At 72.4% G+C, this 15,009-nt stretch carries 7 protein-coding genes; 3 read left to right on the top strand and 4 right to left on the bottom strand.

All coding sequences use genetic code 11. From position 1 onward, the window contains the following. Nucleotides 1-40: 40 nt before the first annotated feature. Nucleotides 41-6,268 (bottom strand): sulfolipid-1 biosynthesis phthioceranic/hydroxyphthioceranic acid synthase, encoded by a 6,228-nt coding sequence (pks2, locus tag G6N60_RS12000; RefSeq protein ID WP_263992666.1) that lies wholly within the window; start codon nucleotides 6,266-6,268, stop codon nucleotides 41-43. A gap of 250 nt (nucleotides 6,269-6,518) precedes the next feature. On the opposite strand from pks2, the gene G6N60_RS12005 reads away from it, so the two are divergent. Both G6N60_RS12005 and G6N60_RS12010 read left to right on the top strand, forming a co-directional pair. Beyond that, entirely contained in the window at nucleotides 6,519-8,246 is a 1,728-nt protein-coding gene (locus G6N60_RS12005) for an AMP-binding protein (RefSeq protein ID WP_163737068.1), read from the top strand. 65 nt (nucleotides 8,247-8,311) lie between these two features. Continuing rightward, nucleotides 8,312-9,085 (top strand): GAP family protein, encoded by a 774-nt coding sequence (locus tag G6N60_RS12010; protein WP_163737071.1) that lies wholly within the window; start codon nucleotides 8,312-8,314, stop codon nucleotides 9,083-9,085. 22 nt (nucleotides 9,086-9,107) lie between these two features. Here the strand turns inward: G6N60_RS12010 and G6N60_RS12015 are convergent, their stop codons facing one another. Next, nucleotides 9,108-10,691, bottom strand: a complete 1,584-nt coding sequence (locus G6N60_RS12015) for a molybdopterin-dependent oxidoreductase (RefSeq protein ID WP_163737074.1) — start codon at nucleotides 10,689-10,691, stop codon at nucleotides 9,108-9,110. Nucleotides 10,692-10,750: 59 nt separating this feature from the next. Next, nucleotides 10,751-11,869 (bottom strand): serine/threonine-protein kinase, encoded by a 1,119-nt coding sequence (locus G6N60_RS12020; protein ID WP_163737077.1) that lies wholly within the window; start codon nucleotides 11,867-11,869, stop codon nucleotides 10,751-10,753. Nucleotides 11,870-11,994: 125 nt separating this feature from the next. On the opposite strand from G6N60_RS12020, the gene G6N60_RS12025 reads away from it, so the two are divergent. Next, nucleotides 11,995-13,425, top strand: a complete 1,431-nt coding sequence (locus G6N60_RS12025) for an APC family permease (RefSeq protein ID WP_163737080.1) — start codon at nucleotides 11,995-11,997, stop codon at nucleotides 13,423-13,425. Here G6N60_RS12025 and G6N60_RS12030 read toward each other — a convergent pair. After that, the gene (locus G6N60_RS12030; RefSeq protein WP_163743839.1) at nucleotides 13,410-14,807 is read right to left on the bottom strand and encodes an aldehyde dehydrogenase family protein; all 1,398 of its coding nucleotides are present in this window, start codon (nucleotides 14,805-14,807) and stop codon (nucleotides 13,410-13,412) included. The two genes, G6N60_RS12025 and G6N60_RS12030, sit on opposite strands and share 16 nt — an antisense overlap. Nucleotides 14,808-15,009: the final 202 nt, after the last annotated feature.

Raw genomic sequence — 15,009 nt, forward strand, 5'->3', positions numbered from 1 at the left:
GACGGGTACGACCTCGATGTCACCTCCAGACAGCCCGGGCCTACGCCGAGGGGGTCGGGCTCGCCTCCGCGGGCGCCAGCTTCTCGCACAGCAGATCGGCCAGCTCGCGGATGGTGGTGATCTGGGTCGCCCGCACCCGCACCCCGGTCTCGGCCTCGACGCGCGTGCACAGCTCGAGCGCGCCGAGTGAGTCGATGCCGCATTCCGGCAGCGGGCGGTCCGGATCGATGCTGCGACGCACGATGACGTTGACGTGCTCCGAGAGCATCCGCCGCAGCCGCAGCGGCCACTCGTCGCGCGGCAGGGCGTCGAGTTCTGACCTCAATTGGCTTGCGCCCGTTGACCTTCGACGCTCGCGCAGCGCCTCGGCGAACGGCGTGCGCTGGGCGAAGGCCGTCAGCCACGGGCTGCCCGTGACCGGGGTGTACGCCCAGTAGGCGCGGTCGTGGCGCAGGAGCGTCTCGAACGCGCGGAAACCCTCGTCCGGCGCGATGGCCGCCTCGGCGCCCGCCGCGAGGGCGGTGCCCCGCCCGACGTCTGCCCACGCGCCCCATGCGATCGCGGTGGCGGGCAACCCCTCGGTCCGACGCCACCGCGTGAACGCGTCGAGCCAGCCGTTGGCCGCCGCGTAGGCGCCCTGGCCCGGGGCGCCGACGAGGGCGGCGGCCGAGGAGAACGCGCAGAACCAGTCCAGTGGTTCGGCGGCGGTCGCGGCGTGCAGGTGCCAGGCGCCGTATGCCTTGGGCGCCCAATCCCTTTCGACGACGTCGTCGGTCAGGTTGGCCAGGACGGCGTCCTCGATGACGGCGGCGGCGTGCAGCACGCCGCGCACGGGCAGCCCGGTGGCGGTCGCCGCGCCGACCAGCCGCCGTGCGGTGTCGGGGTGGGTGACGTCGCCACACTCGACGACGACGTCGGCGCCGGTCGCACGGATGGCCTCGATCGTAGCGAGCGCCTCGTCGCTCGGCGGCGTGCGCGACGACAGCACCAGCCGCCCCGCTCCCGCGTCGGCCATCCGCCCGGCCAGGTACAGCCCGAGGCCGCCGAGTCCGCCCGTCACGACGTACGCCCCGTCGCCGCGGAACGGGCGCACCTGCGCGGGTGGCACGACCGCGCGGGTGGCGCCGGTGGCCGTGACGTCCAGCACCAGCTTGCCGGTGTGCTCGGCGTTGCTCATCGCCCTGATCGCGGTGACGGCGTCGGCGAGCGGGTAGTGCGTGGTGGGCGGAGCGGGCAGTGCGCCGTCGGCGACGAGTTGGTACACCGTCGCGAGCAGCCGCCGGAAGCGATCGGGGTGGCTGTGCGCCAGCAGCCCGAGGTCGACGGCGTGGAACGTCAGATTCCGGCGGAACGGGAAGAGCCCGAGGCGGGTGTCGCCGTAGATGTCGCGTTTGCCGATCTCGACGAACCGGCCGCCGAAGGTCAGCAGTTCGAGGCTGGCCCGCTGCGCGGGACCGGTGACCGAGTTGAGCACGACGTCGACGCCGTACCCCTGCGTGTCGTCACGGATCTGGGTGGCGAAGTCCAGGGTCCTGGAATCGTAGACGTGGTCGATGCCCATGTCGCGCAACGACTGTCGACGGGACTCGCTGCCCGCGGTGGCGAAGATCTCTGCGCCCGCGGCCCGCGCGATGGCGATCGCCGCCTGCCCGACCCCGCCCGTCGCGGAGTGGATCAGCACCCTGTCGTCGGACGTGAGGTGGGCGAGGTCGTGCAGACCGTAGTAGGCGGTGGCGTGTGCGGTGGTCATGGCGGCCGCGTCGGCGTCGGACAGTCCGGCGGGGATCGGCACCGCCAGCCCGGCCGCGCACGTGAGGTAGGTGCCCCAGCAGCCGTCGGCGCACAGCCCTCCGACGCGGTCGCCGACCGCGTGATCGGTGACGCCGGGACCGATGGCGGTGACCACGCCGGCGAAGTCGGCACCGAGCTGCGGCAGTTGCCCCTCGAAGGCGGGGTAGCGACCGAAGGCGACGAGGACGTCGGCGAAGTTCACACTCGACGCGTGCACCGCCACTTCGATCTGCCCCGGACCCGGTGAAACCCGTTGGTGGGAAACCACTTCCAGCGTGCCGAGGTCACCGGGAGTGCGGACGCGCAGGCGTACGCCGTGCTGGTCCCCGTCGACGGCCGCGGTGTGTCGGTCCTCCGGGCCCAGCGGCAGGCGGGCCAGCCGCGCGGTGTACCACCGGCCGTCCCGCCAGGCGCACTCGTCCTCCTCCGACCCGACGAGCAGCTGCGCCGCCACCAGGGCGCCGACCCCGGCGGCGTCGTCGACGTCGACGTGGGTCACGCCGAGCTCCGGATGCTCGTTGCCGACGACCCTGAGCAGTCCGCGCACCCCGGCCTGCGCCAGGTTGGGCCGCTCGCCGTCGAGCACCGCCTGCGCGCCGCGAGTGACGACGTAGAGCCGCGGCGCGTCGCCCGCCGACGCGGCCACCTCGCGGGCCACGTGCACCAGATCGGTGACCACCTGGCGACCCACTCGCGCGGTCTCCTCGCCGGGGGTGTCGCCGTCCGGCGCGGGGAGCACCACCACGACGCCGGTCAGGTCGCCCAGCAGGTGGTCGCGCGCCCGCGCGGCCGTCACGCAGCGCCCGCCCTGGTCGGTCAGTGCCCGACTGAGCTCGGCGGCCACGGTGTCGTCGTCGGGGGAGCCGACGAGAAGCCATGTGCCCGGGTCGATCTCGGGTCGGTCGGGCAGCGGGCACTCCCGCCATTCGACGCCCAGCAGCCGCTCGTCGAGCACCCGGTCGCGCTGGTCGCCGGTCGTCAGGCGCAGCCCCCGGACGTCGATCAGCACCGCGCCGCGCTGGTCGAGCACCTCGAGGTCGGCGTCGATCCCGGTGGCGTCGATGCCGGTGACGCGGGCGCGGCAGTAGCGCGCATTGCGGGCCGAGTCGTAGGCGCGCAGCCGGCGGATCCCGGTGGGCAGGGCCATGGCGTCCCCGGCGGCGACCACGACGGCGGGGTGGGCGGCGATCGCCTGGAAGCACGCGTCGAGGACCGCCGGGTGCACGCCGTACCCGGACAGCTCGGCGCGGACGGTTCCGTTGGGGGCCAGTTCGGCCACCACGGTGTCCGTCCCGTCGCGGCCCGCGTGCACGGCGACCAGCGCGCTGAAGGCCGGACCGTAGCGAAGGCCGTTGTCGCCCAAGCGCTCTCGCACTTCCGACCCGTCGCGGCGGACGGGGTGCGCGGCCAGCAGGGCGGTGACGTCGCGGGCCTGCGGCGGGGTGTCCTCGGCCGCTCGCAGGACGGCCGCGGCGTGGCGCACCTGCTCACCCTGCTGGGGGCTCGTGACGGCGAAGGCGAACACGCCGGGCGCGTCGTGCGTGGCGGCGGCGCCGACCGTGCCGCGGTCGTCGAGCAGCAGGGCCTGCTCGAAGTGGAGCTCGGCCACCTCGGCGGCCGCCCCGAACAGGGTGCCTGCCGCCGCGAGCGCCATCTCGCAGTACCCGGCGCCCGGGAAGACGGGCACGTCGTGGACGTGGTGGTCGTCCAGCCACGGGTGGGTGGCGAGGCCCAGTTCGGCCTCCCATAGGTGCTGCTCGGGCTCGGCGGGCACGCGTACGTGTGCCCCGAGCAGGGGGTGTACGGCCACGGTGTGCCCGGCGCGGCGGTCCGTCGACGCGTCGTCGCCGAGCCACAGGCGCCGGTGGGTCCAGGTCGGCAGCGGCGCGTCGACGAGCCGGCCCCGTGGGTAGAGCACGGAGAAGTCGACTGCCGCTCCGGCACAGTGCATGTCGCCGACCACGTCGAGCACCCCGCCCCCGAGCCGCTGGCCTCGGCGCAGCGTCGCCAACGCGGCCACCGGGGTGTCGAGGCTGTTCGCGGTCTGCGTGATGGCGTGGGTGAGCACGGGGTGTGGCGCGAGTTCGGCGAACACCCGGTGGCCGTCCTCCAGCGCCGCGCGCACGGCGGCCGCGAACCGGACCATCCGGCGCATGTTCGACGCCCAGTAGCGGGCATCGCACACCGGCTCGTCGCGCGGGTCGTAGGACGTCGCCGAGTAGAACGGAATGGTCGGCGTGCGCGGCGCGAGGTCGGCGAGTGCCGCGGTGAGCTCGGCGACGATCGGGTCGACCTGTGGCGAGTGGAAGGCGACGTCGGTGGGGACCTCGCGGGCCGCGACACCGCGCTCCTCCCATGCCGCGACCAGTTCGCGCACGGTCTCCGCGGCCCCGGCGATCACCGTCTGCTCCGGTGCGGGCACCACGGCGACGACGACGTCGTTCCTACCGCGGACCGCCAGCTCCGAGAGCACCTGCTGAGCCGGCAGGTGCACCGAGGCCGTCGCGCCGGCGCCGGCGATGCGCGACATCAGCATCGCGCGGCGGCAGACCACGCGGAGGCCGTCCTGCAGCGACAGCGCCCCGGCGACCACGGCCGCGGCGGCCTCGCCCACGGAGTGTCCGATGACCGCAGCGGGTCGCACGCCGTGCGCCCGAAGCGTGGCCGCCAGTGCGACCTGCATGGTGAACAGCGTGGGTTGGATGCGGTCCTGACCGGTCACCGCGTCGGGCGCCGACAGCGCCTCGCGCACCGAGAAACCGCACTCGCGCAGGATCACCGGTTCGGCCTCCGCGACGGTGCTGGCGAACACGGCGTCGTTCGCCAGCAACTCCGCGCCCATACCGGCCCACTGCGACCCCTGGCCCGAGAAGACCCAGACCGGGCCCCGGTCGTCGTGCCCCGGCACGGCCTCGTAGGTCGCGGTGTCACCCGCCGCGGCCTCGTCCAGTGCGGCCGTCAGCTGGGTTCGGTCGCGCGCGACGACCGTGGTGCGCACCGATCGGTGCGTCCGCCGCCGCGCCAGCGTGTACGCCAGGTCGGGCAGAGCGACGTCGTCGTGGGCGCCGACCCAGTCGGCCAGCCGGGCGGCCGTGCGGCGCAGCTCCTGCGGCGACGTCGCCGACAGGGCGAACAGCAGCGGTGCGCCGTCGCCCGCCCGGTCCGACGGCGCCGTGGCGGCGTCGCCGGGGGCCTGCTCGAGCACGCCGTGCACGTTGGTGCCCGACAGCCCGTAGGCCGACACCGCGGCGCGCCTCGGCTGACCGCCATTGGTGGTCCAGGGCGAAAGTGCTTGCGGCACGAAGAGTTTCGTGTCGATCGCGGCCAGTTCGTCGGGCAGCCGGGTGAAGTGCAGGTTCGGCGGCACGACGCCGTGCTCCAGCGACAGGACGGTCTTCATCAGCCCGAGCACCCCGGCGGCGGACTGGGTGTGGCCGAAGTTGGTCTTGGCCGAGGCCAGCGCGCAGGGGACCTCGACGCCGTAGACCTCGGCGAGGCTCGCGTACTCGACGGGGTCACCGATCGGCGTGCCGGGGCCGTGCGCCTCCACCATGCCGACCGTGCCCGGCTCGACGCCGGCGACCGCCAGCGCTCTGCGGTACACCGCGTGCTGCGCGGGCGCGGACGGGGTCCCGATGTGCACGGTCCTGCCGTCCTGGTTCGCGGCGGTGCCGCGCACGACGGCCAGCACCCGGTCGCCGTCGCGCAGCGCGTCGGGCAGCCGCTTGAGCAGCACCATGGCGGCGGCCTCCCCGGAGACGAACCCGTCGGCCGCGGCGTCGAAGGCGCGGCAGCGGCCGGTGGGGGACAGCATGTTCTGGGCCGAGGCCGCCGCGAACTTGCGGGGTTCGAGCATCACGTACGCGCCGCCGGCCAGGGCCAGGTCGCTCTCGCCGTCGTGCAGACTGCGGCACGCCATGTGGACGGCGAGCAGGCTCGACGAGCACGCGGTGTCGACGGTGATGGCGGGACCGTGCGCCCCGAGGGCGTGCGCGATCCGGCCCGAGGCCATGCCCATGGCATTGCCCTGAAATCCGTAGGGGCCCGACATGTCCGGTGACTGGGAGCCGAGCAGCTGGTAGTCGACGTGGGTCAGGCCGACGTACACGCCGGTCGGCGTCCCGGCGACCGCGGACGACGTGACCCCGGCGTGGTCGAGTGCTTCCCACGACGTCTCCAGCAGTAGCCGGTGCTGGGGGTCCAGCGATTGCGCCTCGCGCTCGTTGATGCCGAAGAACTCGTGGTCGAAGCCGGCGACGTCGTCGAGGAACGCGCCCCACTTGCCGATCGAGCGGCCCGGCAGGCCGGGTTCGGGGTCGTAGAGGTCGTCGGCGTCCCAGCGGTCCGCGGGCACCTCGGTGACCAGATCGGCACCGCCCGCGAGGGCCTCCCACAGCGCCTCGGGGGAGTCGATGCCGCCGGGAAGCCGACACGCCATGCCGATGACGGCGACGGGCGTCACCTCTTGCCCACTCACTCCTGGCAAACTTCTGCCCGCCGGTTGAGCCGGACCGTCGACGGCATCGAAGGCAACCACTGAACCCCCAGGAAACTCGTAGCAAGTTAACGATTCGTGCCGGTGCCGCGTGTCGAGAGTGTGCGTGCGACACCACGTCCGGCGACCACCGTAGACCACGGTAGCTAAGCCGGAGCGGGCTGCGCCGCCGATGGGGCGGACGGCGCTTCCAGCGCGCTCGCACCGGTGCCGTGACAGTAGGGTGGCGAACGTGATTGAGGCTTCCATCCCGTCGGTCCTGCGTGAGCGGGCCAGTTTGCAACCCGACGACATCGCGGTCACCTACCTCGACTACGACCACGCGTGGGACGGCGACGCCGAGTCGCTCACCTGGGCGCAGCTCTACCAGCGGGCCTGCGGTGTCGCCGTCGACCTCTCCGGCGCGGGGGCACCGGGCGACCGCGCCGTGATCCTGGCGCCGCAGGGGCTGGACTACCTGGTCGCCTTCCTGGGCGCCCTGCTGGCCGATCGCATCGCGGTGCCGCTGTCGGTGCCACTGGGCGGGGTGGCCGACGAACGGGTCGACCTGGTGCTGCGCGACGCCTCGCCCACGGCCGTCCTGACGACGTCCGCCGCCGCGGACGCCGTCGCCGGGCGTCTCGGTACCGACCGCGGCACCACGCTGATCGAGGTCGATCGCTCGAGCCGCACCGCCCGCTACCGCGCGGACGGCGAGACGGCCGCCGACGCCACGGCCTACCTGCAGTACACGTCGGGCTCGACCCGCGAGCCCGCCGGGGTGATGATGTCGCACGCCAACGTGCAGGCGAACTTCGAACAGTTGATGTCGGGCTACTTCTCCGACCGCGGCCGCATGCCGCCACCGGACACCACGATCCTGTCGTGGCTGCCCTTCTACCACGACATGGGGCTGCTGCTCGGGGTGTGCGCGCCGGTCATCCTCGGACTGCGCACGGTGCTGACCAGCCCGGTGGCGTTCCTGCAGCGGCCCGCGCGCTGGATGCAGCTGATGGCCAGCCACGGGCACGTCTACACCGCGGGGCCGAACTTCGCGTTCGAAGTGGCGGCCCGCAAGACCACCGACGAGGACATGGCGGGCCTCGACCTCGGCGACGTGCTCACGATCGTCACCGGCAGCGAACGGGTCCACCCGGCCACCCTGCGGCGCTTCACCCAGCGGTTTGCCCGCTTCAACCTGCGCGAGTCGGCGATCCGGCCGTCCTACGGCCTGGCGGAGGCGACGGTGTACGTGGCGACCCGCGCCCCCGGCGAGCCACCGAAGGTGGTGCACTTCGACGCCGAGAAGCTGTCCGAGGGCCACGCCGAACCCCTGGCCGGTGGGCGCGGCACGCCGCTGGTCAGCTACGGCGTGCCCGAGGCGCCGCTCGTCCGCATCGTGGACCCGCAGACCCGGATCGAGCGTCCCGCCGGCACGACCGGGGAGATCTGGGTGCACGGCGGCAACGTCGCCCTGGGCTATTGGGGGCAGGCCGAGAAGTCCGAGAGCACGTTCGGGGGCGTGCTCGCCGAGGCCACCGACGGCACCCCGGCCGGGCCCTGGCTGCGCACTGGAGACCTCGGCTTCGTCGCCGAGGGCGAGCTCTTCATCGTCGGGCGCATCAAGGACCTGTTGATCGTCCACGGGCGCAACCACTCTCCCGACGACATCGAGGCGACGATCCAGGAGATCACCCACGGTCGCGTCGCGGCCATCTCGATCGCCGACGGGCACACCGAGAAGCTGGTGGCCATCGTCGAGCAGAAGAAGCGGGGCGCGTCGGAGCAGGAGAGCGCCGAGGCGCTCGCGAACCTGCGCCGCGACGTCGCGACCGCGGTGTTCGCCGCGCACGGGCTCAGCATCGCCGATCTGGTGCTGGTGCCGCCGGGCGCGATACCGATCACGACGAGCGGCAAGGTCAGGCGGTCGTCGTGCGTGGAGTACTACCGGCACGGCCGGTTCGACCGGCTGGACGCGTGACTGTGGCTGTGGCGCAACGACTTTCGGTACTTGTCGGATCGCCGGGCGGGGTACGGTAGATCGCGATGTGGAGTTCGGTGGCGGCGTTGGCCCTGCCCATCGCCCTGGACCCGGTGCGTCTCGGCGTCGCCCTGCTCCTGGTGTCGCGACCCCGCCCGGCGCAGAACCTGCTCGTCTACTGGATTGGCTGCGTCAGCGCGAGTTGTCTGCTGCTGCTCGCGCCGCTGCTGGTGCTGCACTACACCCCGGCGTTCGCGCCGTTCGTCCGCGACCTGTCCAATCCCGCGACCACCGCCAGCGCCGCCGTCCGGTACGTCGAGATCGGGCTGGGCGTCGTGATCCTCGCCCTCGCGGCGCTCGTCGCGGTGCGCGCCGTGGCCCGTCGGCGCGCCAGCGTGTCGGCCGGGGCGCAGCCCGACGCCTCTCCGGTGTCGCGGTTGCTGCAGCGCGGTCGGGAGGCGCCAGCGGAGGGCGCCTCGCTGGTTCAGCGGCTGCTGGCCCGCGCCCATCACGCCTGGGAGGGCGGAGCGCTGTGGGTGGCGTTGGCGATCGGGTTCTGGGCGGGCCCCAACCCGTCGCTGGTCATGGTCTCCCTGGCGACGATCCTGGCGTCCGGAGCCATGTTCGGCGCCCAGCTCGGGGCCGCCGTCGTCTTCATCCTGACGAGCCTCGCGCTGGTCGAGATCGTGTTGATCAGCAATCTGCTCGCACCCGCGGGGACGCAGGCGGCCCTGCGCCGCCTGCACGACTGGGTCGCCGGCTACCGGCAGCTGATCGTCGTCGCCATCCTGACCCTGGTGGGGTTGGCGTTCGTCGCGCAGGGCGCCGGGGTGCTCTGAACCGTCAAGCCAACCTGAATCGTCACGCCACCGAGAACGACACCGTGTGGTAGCCGGTGGCGCCGTCGGGCATCACGTCGGCCTCGTCGGCGGTCTGCACCGCCCCGGTGTTGTCGGTGGCCCGCACGGTGATGCGGTGCTGGCCGGGCTGCACGGCCTGCCAGTCGAAACTCCACAGTCGCCAAGCGTCGTTGCTGAAGCTGCCGCCCAGCTGCGCAGGCAACCAGGGGCCGTCGTCGATGCGCACCTCGACGGCGCGGATGCCGCGGGGTTGCGCCCACGCCACGCCGCCGAACCGCACCGCACCCTTCGGCACGACCTGACCGCTGCGGGGGACGTCGATGCGCGACTCGGTCTTGATGGGGCCCTTGGCCGACCAGCCGAGCCCCGTCCAGTAGGCCTGGGCGCGGTCGAAGCGGGTGAGCTCGAGATCGGTGACCCACTTGGTCGCCGAGACGTAGCCGTACAGGCCGGGTACCACCAGGCGCGCCGGGTAGCCGTGCTCGACGGGCAGGGGTTGCCCGTCGAGGGTGATCGCGAGGAGCGCGTCGCGGCCGTCGGTGAGGGCCTCCACGGGTGTGCCCGCCGTGAAGCCGTCGACGGAGGTCGACAGCACCATGTCGGCGTCGGGGTGCACGCCCGCCGCGGCCAGCAGGTCGCGCACCCGGTAGCCCGACCACACCCCGTTCGAGATGAGGTTGCCGCCCACCGGGTTCGACACGCAGGTGAGCGTCACCATCTTCTCGACGGGTGCGAACTTCGCCAGATCGCCGAAGCGGTAGGTGATCTCGCGGTCGACCATGCCGTGCACCTTGAGCGCCCAGTCGGCCCGGCTGAGCTGCGGCACGCTCAGCGCCGTGTCGATCCGGTAGAAGTCCTTCGCGGACGTGACGTAGCTGGGCAGGGCGACGCCGGCCGGCTGCACGTCGGGGGGCGGCGGCGGGAGCGGCCGGGCGACGGTCGGCGGCGCGAACGCGGCGCGGTCCCCGGACACCGAGTGCAGGCGCCGCGTCAGTGCCGCACCGACGACCCCACCGACGACGCCGATGCCGACGAACCCCAGGGCGGCCAGCGAGGACCGTCGGCCCGCGTCGGCGGGCTGATCGACGGTGGTTTCGGTGGCGGCGTCGGCCGCGGCGCGCGGCCGCAGCACGCGCCGGGAGGTGAGGAAGCGCAGCACCGCGATGCCGCACACGGCCCCCACTAGCGTCGGAACCACGTCGACGAGCGACGCGTCCGGCCGGGACAGCACGGCGGCGCAGCCCGCGACCGCGGCCAGGGCGATCACCACGCTGCCCACCGGCACGCGCGTGCGTTCCCACTGCCCGGCGACGGCGGCGACGACGGCGATGACGACCAGCACCATGACCGTCAGGAACAGTTTGTCGTTGGTGCCGAAGGTCTGGATGGCCCATTCCTTGACCGGGCCGGGGGTCAGGTCGATGACGGCGGAGCCGACCGCGCTGCGGGCGTCGGCGGCCGGGCCGAACGGGACGGCGACGAGTGCGCCCACCCCGACGGCGATCGCCGCCGCAGCGATGCCGGGCAGGGCGCCGGGACGCGTCGGGGTGTCGTTGACGTGGGGGGACAGCGCCGTTTGGGCCATGCCGCCAACGGTACCGACTGCGGGGCCACGATCTTCTTACCCGAACGTGACGTGCTCGCTCATCCCTCGCCGCCGCGCGCGTGGCCGTGGCCGTGCTTGCGGGGCGGGTTGGCGACCGACGGCGTGGCGGGGGTGATGGCGGTGATCGTCGGCGTGAGCGGGCTCGGGGTGACCGACGGCGCCACGGTGGTCGCGAACGGATCGGGCGTCGGGGTCGAGGGCGTCGGGGTCGAGGGCGTCGGGGTGTCCGACACGTCGGAGATGAGCGCCGCGGCCGCGACGATCACGGCCAGCAGACCCGCACCCAGCAGCGCGAACCTACGGTTGCGGCGTGGGGGCACGGAGGTCATGACCAGGGTCGGCGACCGCGGTGGCGCCGGGCTGGGTTCGGTCAGCGCGGCCCGCATCTCCTCGGCGTCGGCGAAGCGCCAGTCGGCCCGCGGCGCCATCGCCCGCTCGATGACCGCCGCCGTCGCGGGGTCGACGTCACCGCGCAGTGCGGGCGGGCGCTCGGTCATGATCGCGCGCGACAGCGATCCCAGGGTGTCCTGGGGGAAGGGCCGGCGGCCGGTGAGCGCCTCGTAGCCGACGACCCCGACGGCGTACACGTCGTCCGACGGCGTCGCCGGCGTCCCCAGCAACCGGTCGGGGCTGAGGTAGGCGACGGTGCCGAGCACCTGGCCCGCGACGGTGTGATCGGTGCCCACGGTCTTGGCGATGCCGAAGTCGGCCACCTTCACCCGGCCCGACGCGGTGAACAGGATGTTGCCGGGTTTGACGTCGCGGTGCACGATGCCGGCCGCGTGCGCGGTGGCGAGCGCGGCCAGCACCTCGGCCAGGATGGCGCGCACCCGGTCCTGGGGGAGCGGGCCGCGGGCGATGAGGTCGGCCAGGGTGGTGCCGGGCAGGCGTTCCATGACGATGAACGGGACGCCGGCGTGCTCGCCGCTGTCGTGGACGGCGACGATGTTGGGGTGGCTCAGCGCGGCGGCCGCGCGCGCCTCGTGGGCGAAGCGGCGCCGGCTCTCGGCATCGCCGACCAACTGCGGGTGCAGCGACTTGACGGCGACGGCCCGCCCCAACCGGCCGTCCCATCCGTCGCGGACCACCGCCATGCCGCCCCGGCCCAGCACCCCCCGCACCGCGTACCGGCCGCACAGCAATTCACCGGTCGACATGGCGTCCACGGTAAACCCCTGCGGCACCGCGGCCTTGCGCCGCCAATGCGGGTTTGACGCAAATGCCAATTTCGGGCGGCTGCGTCCCCTACGGTTCGTGCATCACCCGTGGGGAGGGGGCGGACATGGCGGTGCGGGACACGGCGCAGGAGCCGGAGCTCAAGCGGACGCTCGGCTCGTTTCAGGTATTCGCGATCTCGTTCGCCTTCATCTCGGTGGCGGTGGGGATCTTCGCGTCGTACGAGAACCTGCTGGGGACGGCGGGACCGGTGGGGATCTGGCTGTGGGTGATCGCCTCGATCGGCCAGACCCTGGTGGCACTGGTCGTCGCGCAGTTCGCCGCGCGCATCGCGCTGAGCGGGTCGTCCTATCAGTGGGCGTCGCGTCTGGCCAGTCCGAAGGTCGGCTGGTTGTTCGGCTGGTTGACGTTCTGGTACCTGGCGACCGGCGTGGTCGCCATGGACGACGCACTGTCCAGTCAGGCCCTGATGCCGATGTTGGGACTGCCCGCGAGTGAGGACACCGCGCGGATCATCACGGTGGGGGTGCTCGTCGTGCAGGCCGTGCTGGTGATCGCCTCGACGCGGTTGCTTGGGCTGATCACCTCCGCCGCGGTGGGTCTGGAGCTCGCGATCGTCGTGGTGCTGGTCCTCGCCCTCGGCGCGGTCATGCTGTTCACCGGGAGCGGCACCTTCGACAACCTGACCTCGCGCGGGATCACCGCGAACGCGCCCGACTACTTCGGTCTCGGCGGTGGCCTGATGGCCGGGATGCTGATGGGCCTGCTGACCCTCGTCGGGTTCGACTCGGCGGCCAATCTCGCCGAGGAGGCCAGGGATCCGTACCGCAGCGTCCCGCGGGCGATCGTCGCGTCGGTGCTCGCCGCGTCGGTGCTCGGGCTGGTGTTCCTCGTCGCGCTGACGCTGGCGATCAAGGACATTCCCGCCGTCAGCGCCAGCGAGTCTCCCGTCGCCGCCATCATCCGCGGTCAGCTGGGGTCGGTCGTCGAACGAATCACCCTTGCGGGCTTGGTCTTTGCGATGTTCGGCGCGGGCATGGTCGTGATGGCGGCCTGCGCCAGGCAGGTGTTCGCGATGGCCCGCGACGGCAGATTCCCGGCCCACGGTCTCATGCGACGGGTCCATCCGCGGACGCAGACGCCGGTCCCGGCGACGATCCTGATCGTGGGCATCGGCATCGTGCTGATGGTCGCGCTACCCGGCCAGGCGCTGCTGCAGTTGATCCTCGGGGGCACCATCCTGCCCGCGTTGATCTACGGCGCCATCGTGATCCTGTACCTCTTCGTGCGAAAGCGCTTGGACGTCAAGGAGGGTGGCTTCACCCTCGGCCGCTTCGAGATGCCGGTCGCCATCGCCGCGTTGGTCTGGGTGGTGGCGGCACTGGTGTTCCTGGTGACGCCGGGAGACGCCACCGTCCCCGCGCTCATCGTGGTCGCCCTGATCCTGGCCGGCGGGGTCTACTTCGGATACCTGCTGCGGTTCCACCCCGACGTCCTGCGGGAGGCGCCGGCCGACGAGGCTCAGAGCCCGATGTAGACCGACTTCACGTTGAAGTAGGCCTCCAGCCCCTTCTTGCCGCGCTCGCCGCCCCAGCCGGACTGCTTGTGCCCGCAGATGGGCATCGAGGGATCGGCCGCCAGCGCGGAGTTGACCCAGATCTGGCCGCCGCGCAGCTCGTTGACGACGCGGTGGGCGCGGCTCAGGTTCTCGGTCCAAATCGCCCCGGCGAGACCGTATTCCGTGTCGTTGGCGGCGGCGATGGCCTCGTCCTCGTCATCGAACGGGATGATGCATCCGACGGGTCCGAAGATCTCCTCGCGGATCAGCCGCATGTCGGGTGTGGTGTCGGTGATGATGGTCGCCTCGTAGAAGTACCCGCGGCGGTCCATCGGCTGACCGCCGGTCACCACCTGCGCGCCGCCCGCGACGCCGTCGGCGACGATGCCCGCGACGCGCGTGCGTTGCTTCTCGCTGATCAGCGGTCCCAGAACGGAATTCGGGTCGTCGTTGCCGCCCATCGGCAGCATCTGTGCGAAGGCCACCAGCCCGTCGACCACCTGGTCGTAGATGCCGCGCTGGACGTAGATCCGCGACGTGCACGAGCAGTTCTGACCCGAGCCGGCCAGCAGGCCCATGCCCGCGCCCATGATCGCCTTGTCCAGGTTGGCGTCGTCGAACATGATCAGCGGGGACTTGCCGCCTAGTTCGAGGGTCAGGCGCTTGAGGTTGCCCGCGGCCGCCTTGACGATCAGCCTGCCGACCTCCGTCGAACCGGTGAACGCGATCTTGTCGACGTCCGGGTGTGCGGTGAGGGCGGCGCCGGTGGTCTCGCCGTAGCCGGTGAGGACGTTGACGACGCCGTCGGGCACCCCGGCCTCGCGGAAGATCTCCTCGAGTTTCAGTGCGGTCAAAGGGGTTTCCTCGGCAGGCTTGAGGACGACGCTGCAGCCCGCGGCCAGGGCGGGCGCCACCTTGAGCATCGCGACGAAGAAGGGTCCGTTCCACGGAATGATCAGACCGACGACGCCCACCGGCTCGAGCTGGGTGTAGGTGTGGAACGTCTCGTAGTGGCCGAGGAGGCCGTCGGAGACCAGCGGCGCCGACTCGCCGTGGATCTTGCCCACCCAGCCGGCGTAGTAGATCAGCATCTCGTTGGCGACCTTGATGATCTGCTGTGCACCCATGGCGGTCATGCCGTTGTTGCGCGACTCGAGTTCGGCGAGTTCGTCACTGCGGGCGCGGATGATGTCGGCCGCCCGGAAGAGCACCTCCGCACGCCGGGCGGCGGGCAGCTTGCGCCAGGCACCCGATTCGAAGGTGTCGCGGGCCCTGGCGACCGCCGCGTCGACCGCGGCCTGGTCGGAGTCGGGGACCTCGGCGATCTGCTCCTCGGTGGACGGGTTGAAGACCGGGATCATTCCCGAGTGTGGTGCGTCGACCGTGTCCTCGACGTCGATGGCATTGCTCACGTGACCGTCACCCCTTCGTAGACTGCCGCTGAGGTTACGCGCGTAAGCGGAGGGGTGTCCAGCACCCCGTGACCGGCCCGTGATCGGATCGACGCCGAGGCGAGTCCGGCCATGCTGATTCCAATGCCCGCCGGTCGGTGACGACGGCTTC

Origin of the sequence: Mycolicibacterium madagascariense, assembly GCF_010729665.1 — a bacterium.
In the GTDB taxonomy this organism is placed as follows: Bacteria; Actinomycetota; Actinomycetes; order Mycobacteriales; family Mycobacteriaceae; genus Mycobacterium; species Mycobacterium madagascariense.

Bases quoted from the DNA above. Each gene is read 5' to 3' on its own strand.
- G6N60_RS12010 (WP_163737071.1), top strand. From the start codon at position 8,312: ATGTGGAGTTCGGTGGCGGCGTTGGCCCTGCCCATCGCCCTGGACCCG.
- G6N60_RS12015 (WP_163737074.1), bottom strand. From the start codon at position 10,691: ATGGCCCAAACGGCGCTGTCCCCCCACGTCAACGACACCCCGACGCGT.
- G6N60_RS12020 (WP_163737077.1), bottom strand. From the start codon at position 11,869: ATGTCGACCGGTGAATTGCTGTGCGGCCGGTACGCGGTGCGGGGGGTG.
- G6N60_RS12025 (WP_163737080.1), top strand. From the start codon at position 11,995: ATGGCGGTGCGGGACACGGCGCAGGAGCCGGAGCTCAAGCGGACGCTC.
- G6N60_RS12030 (WP_163743839.1), bottom strand. From the start codon at position 14,807: ATGATCCCGGTCTTCAACCCGTCCACCGAGGAGCAGATCGCCGAGGTC.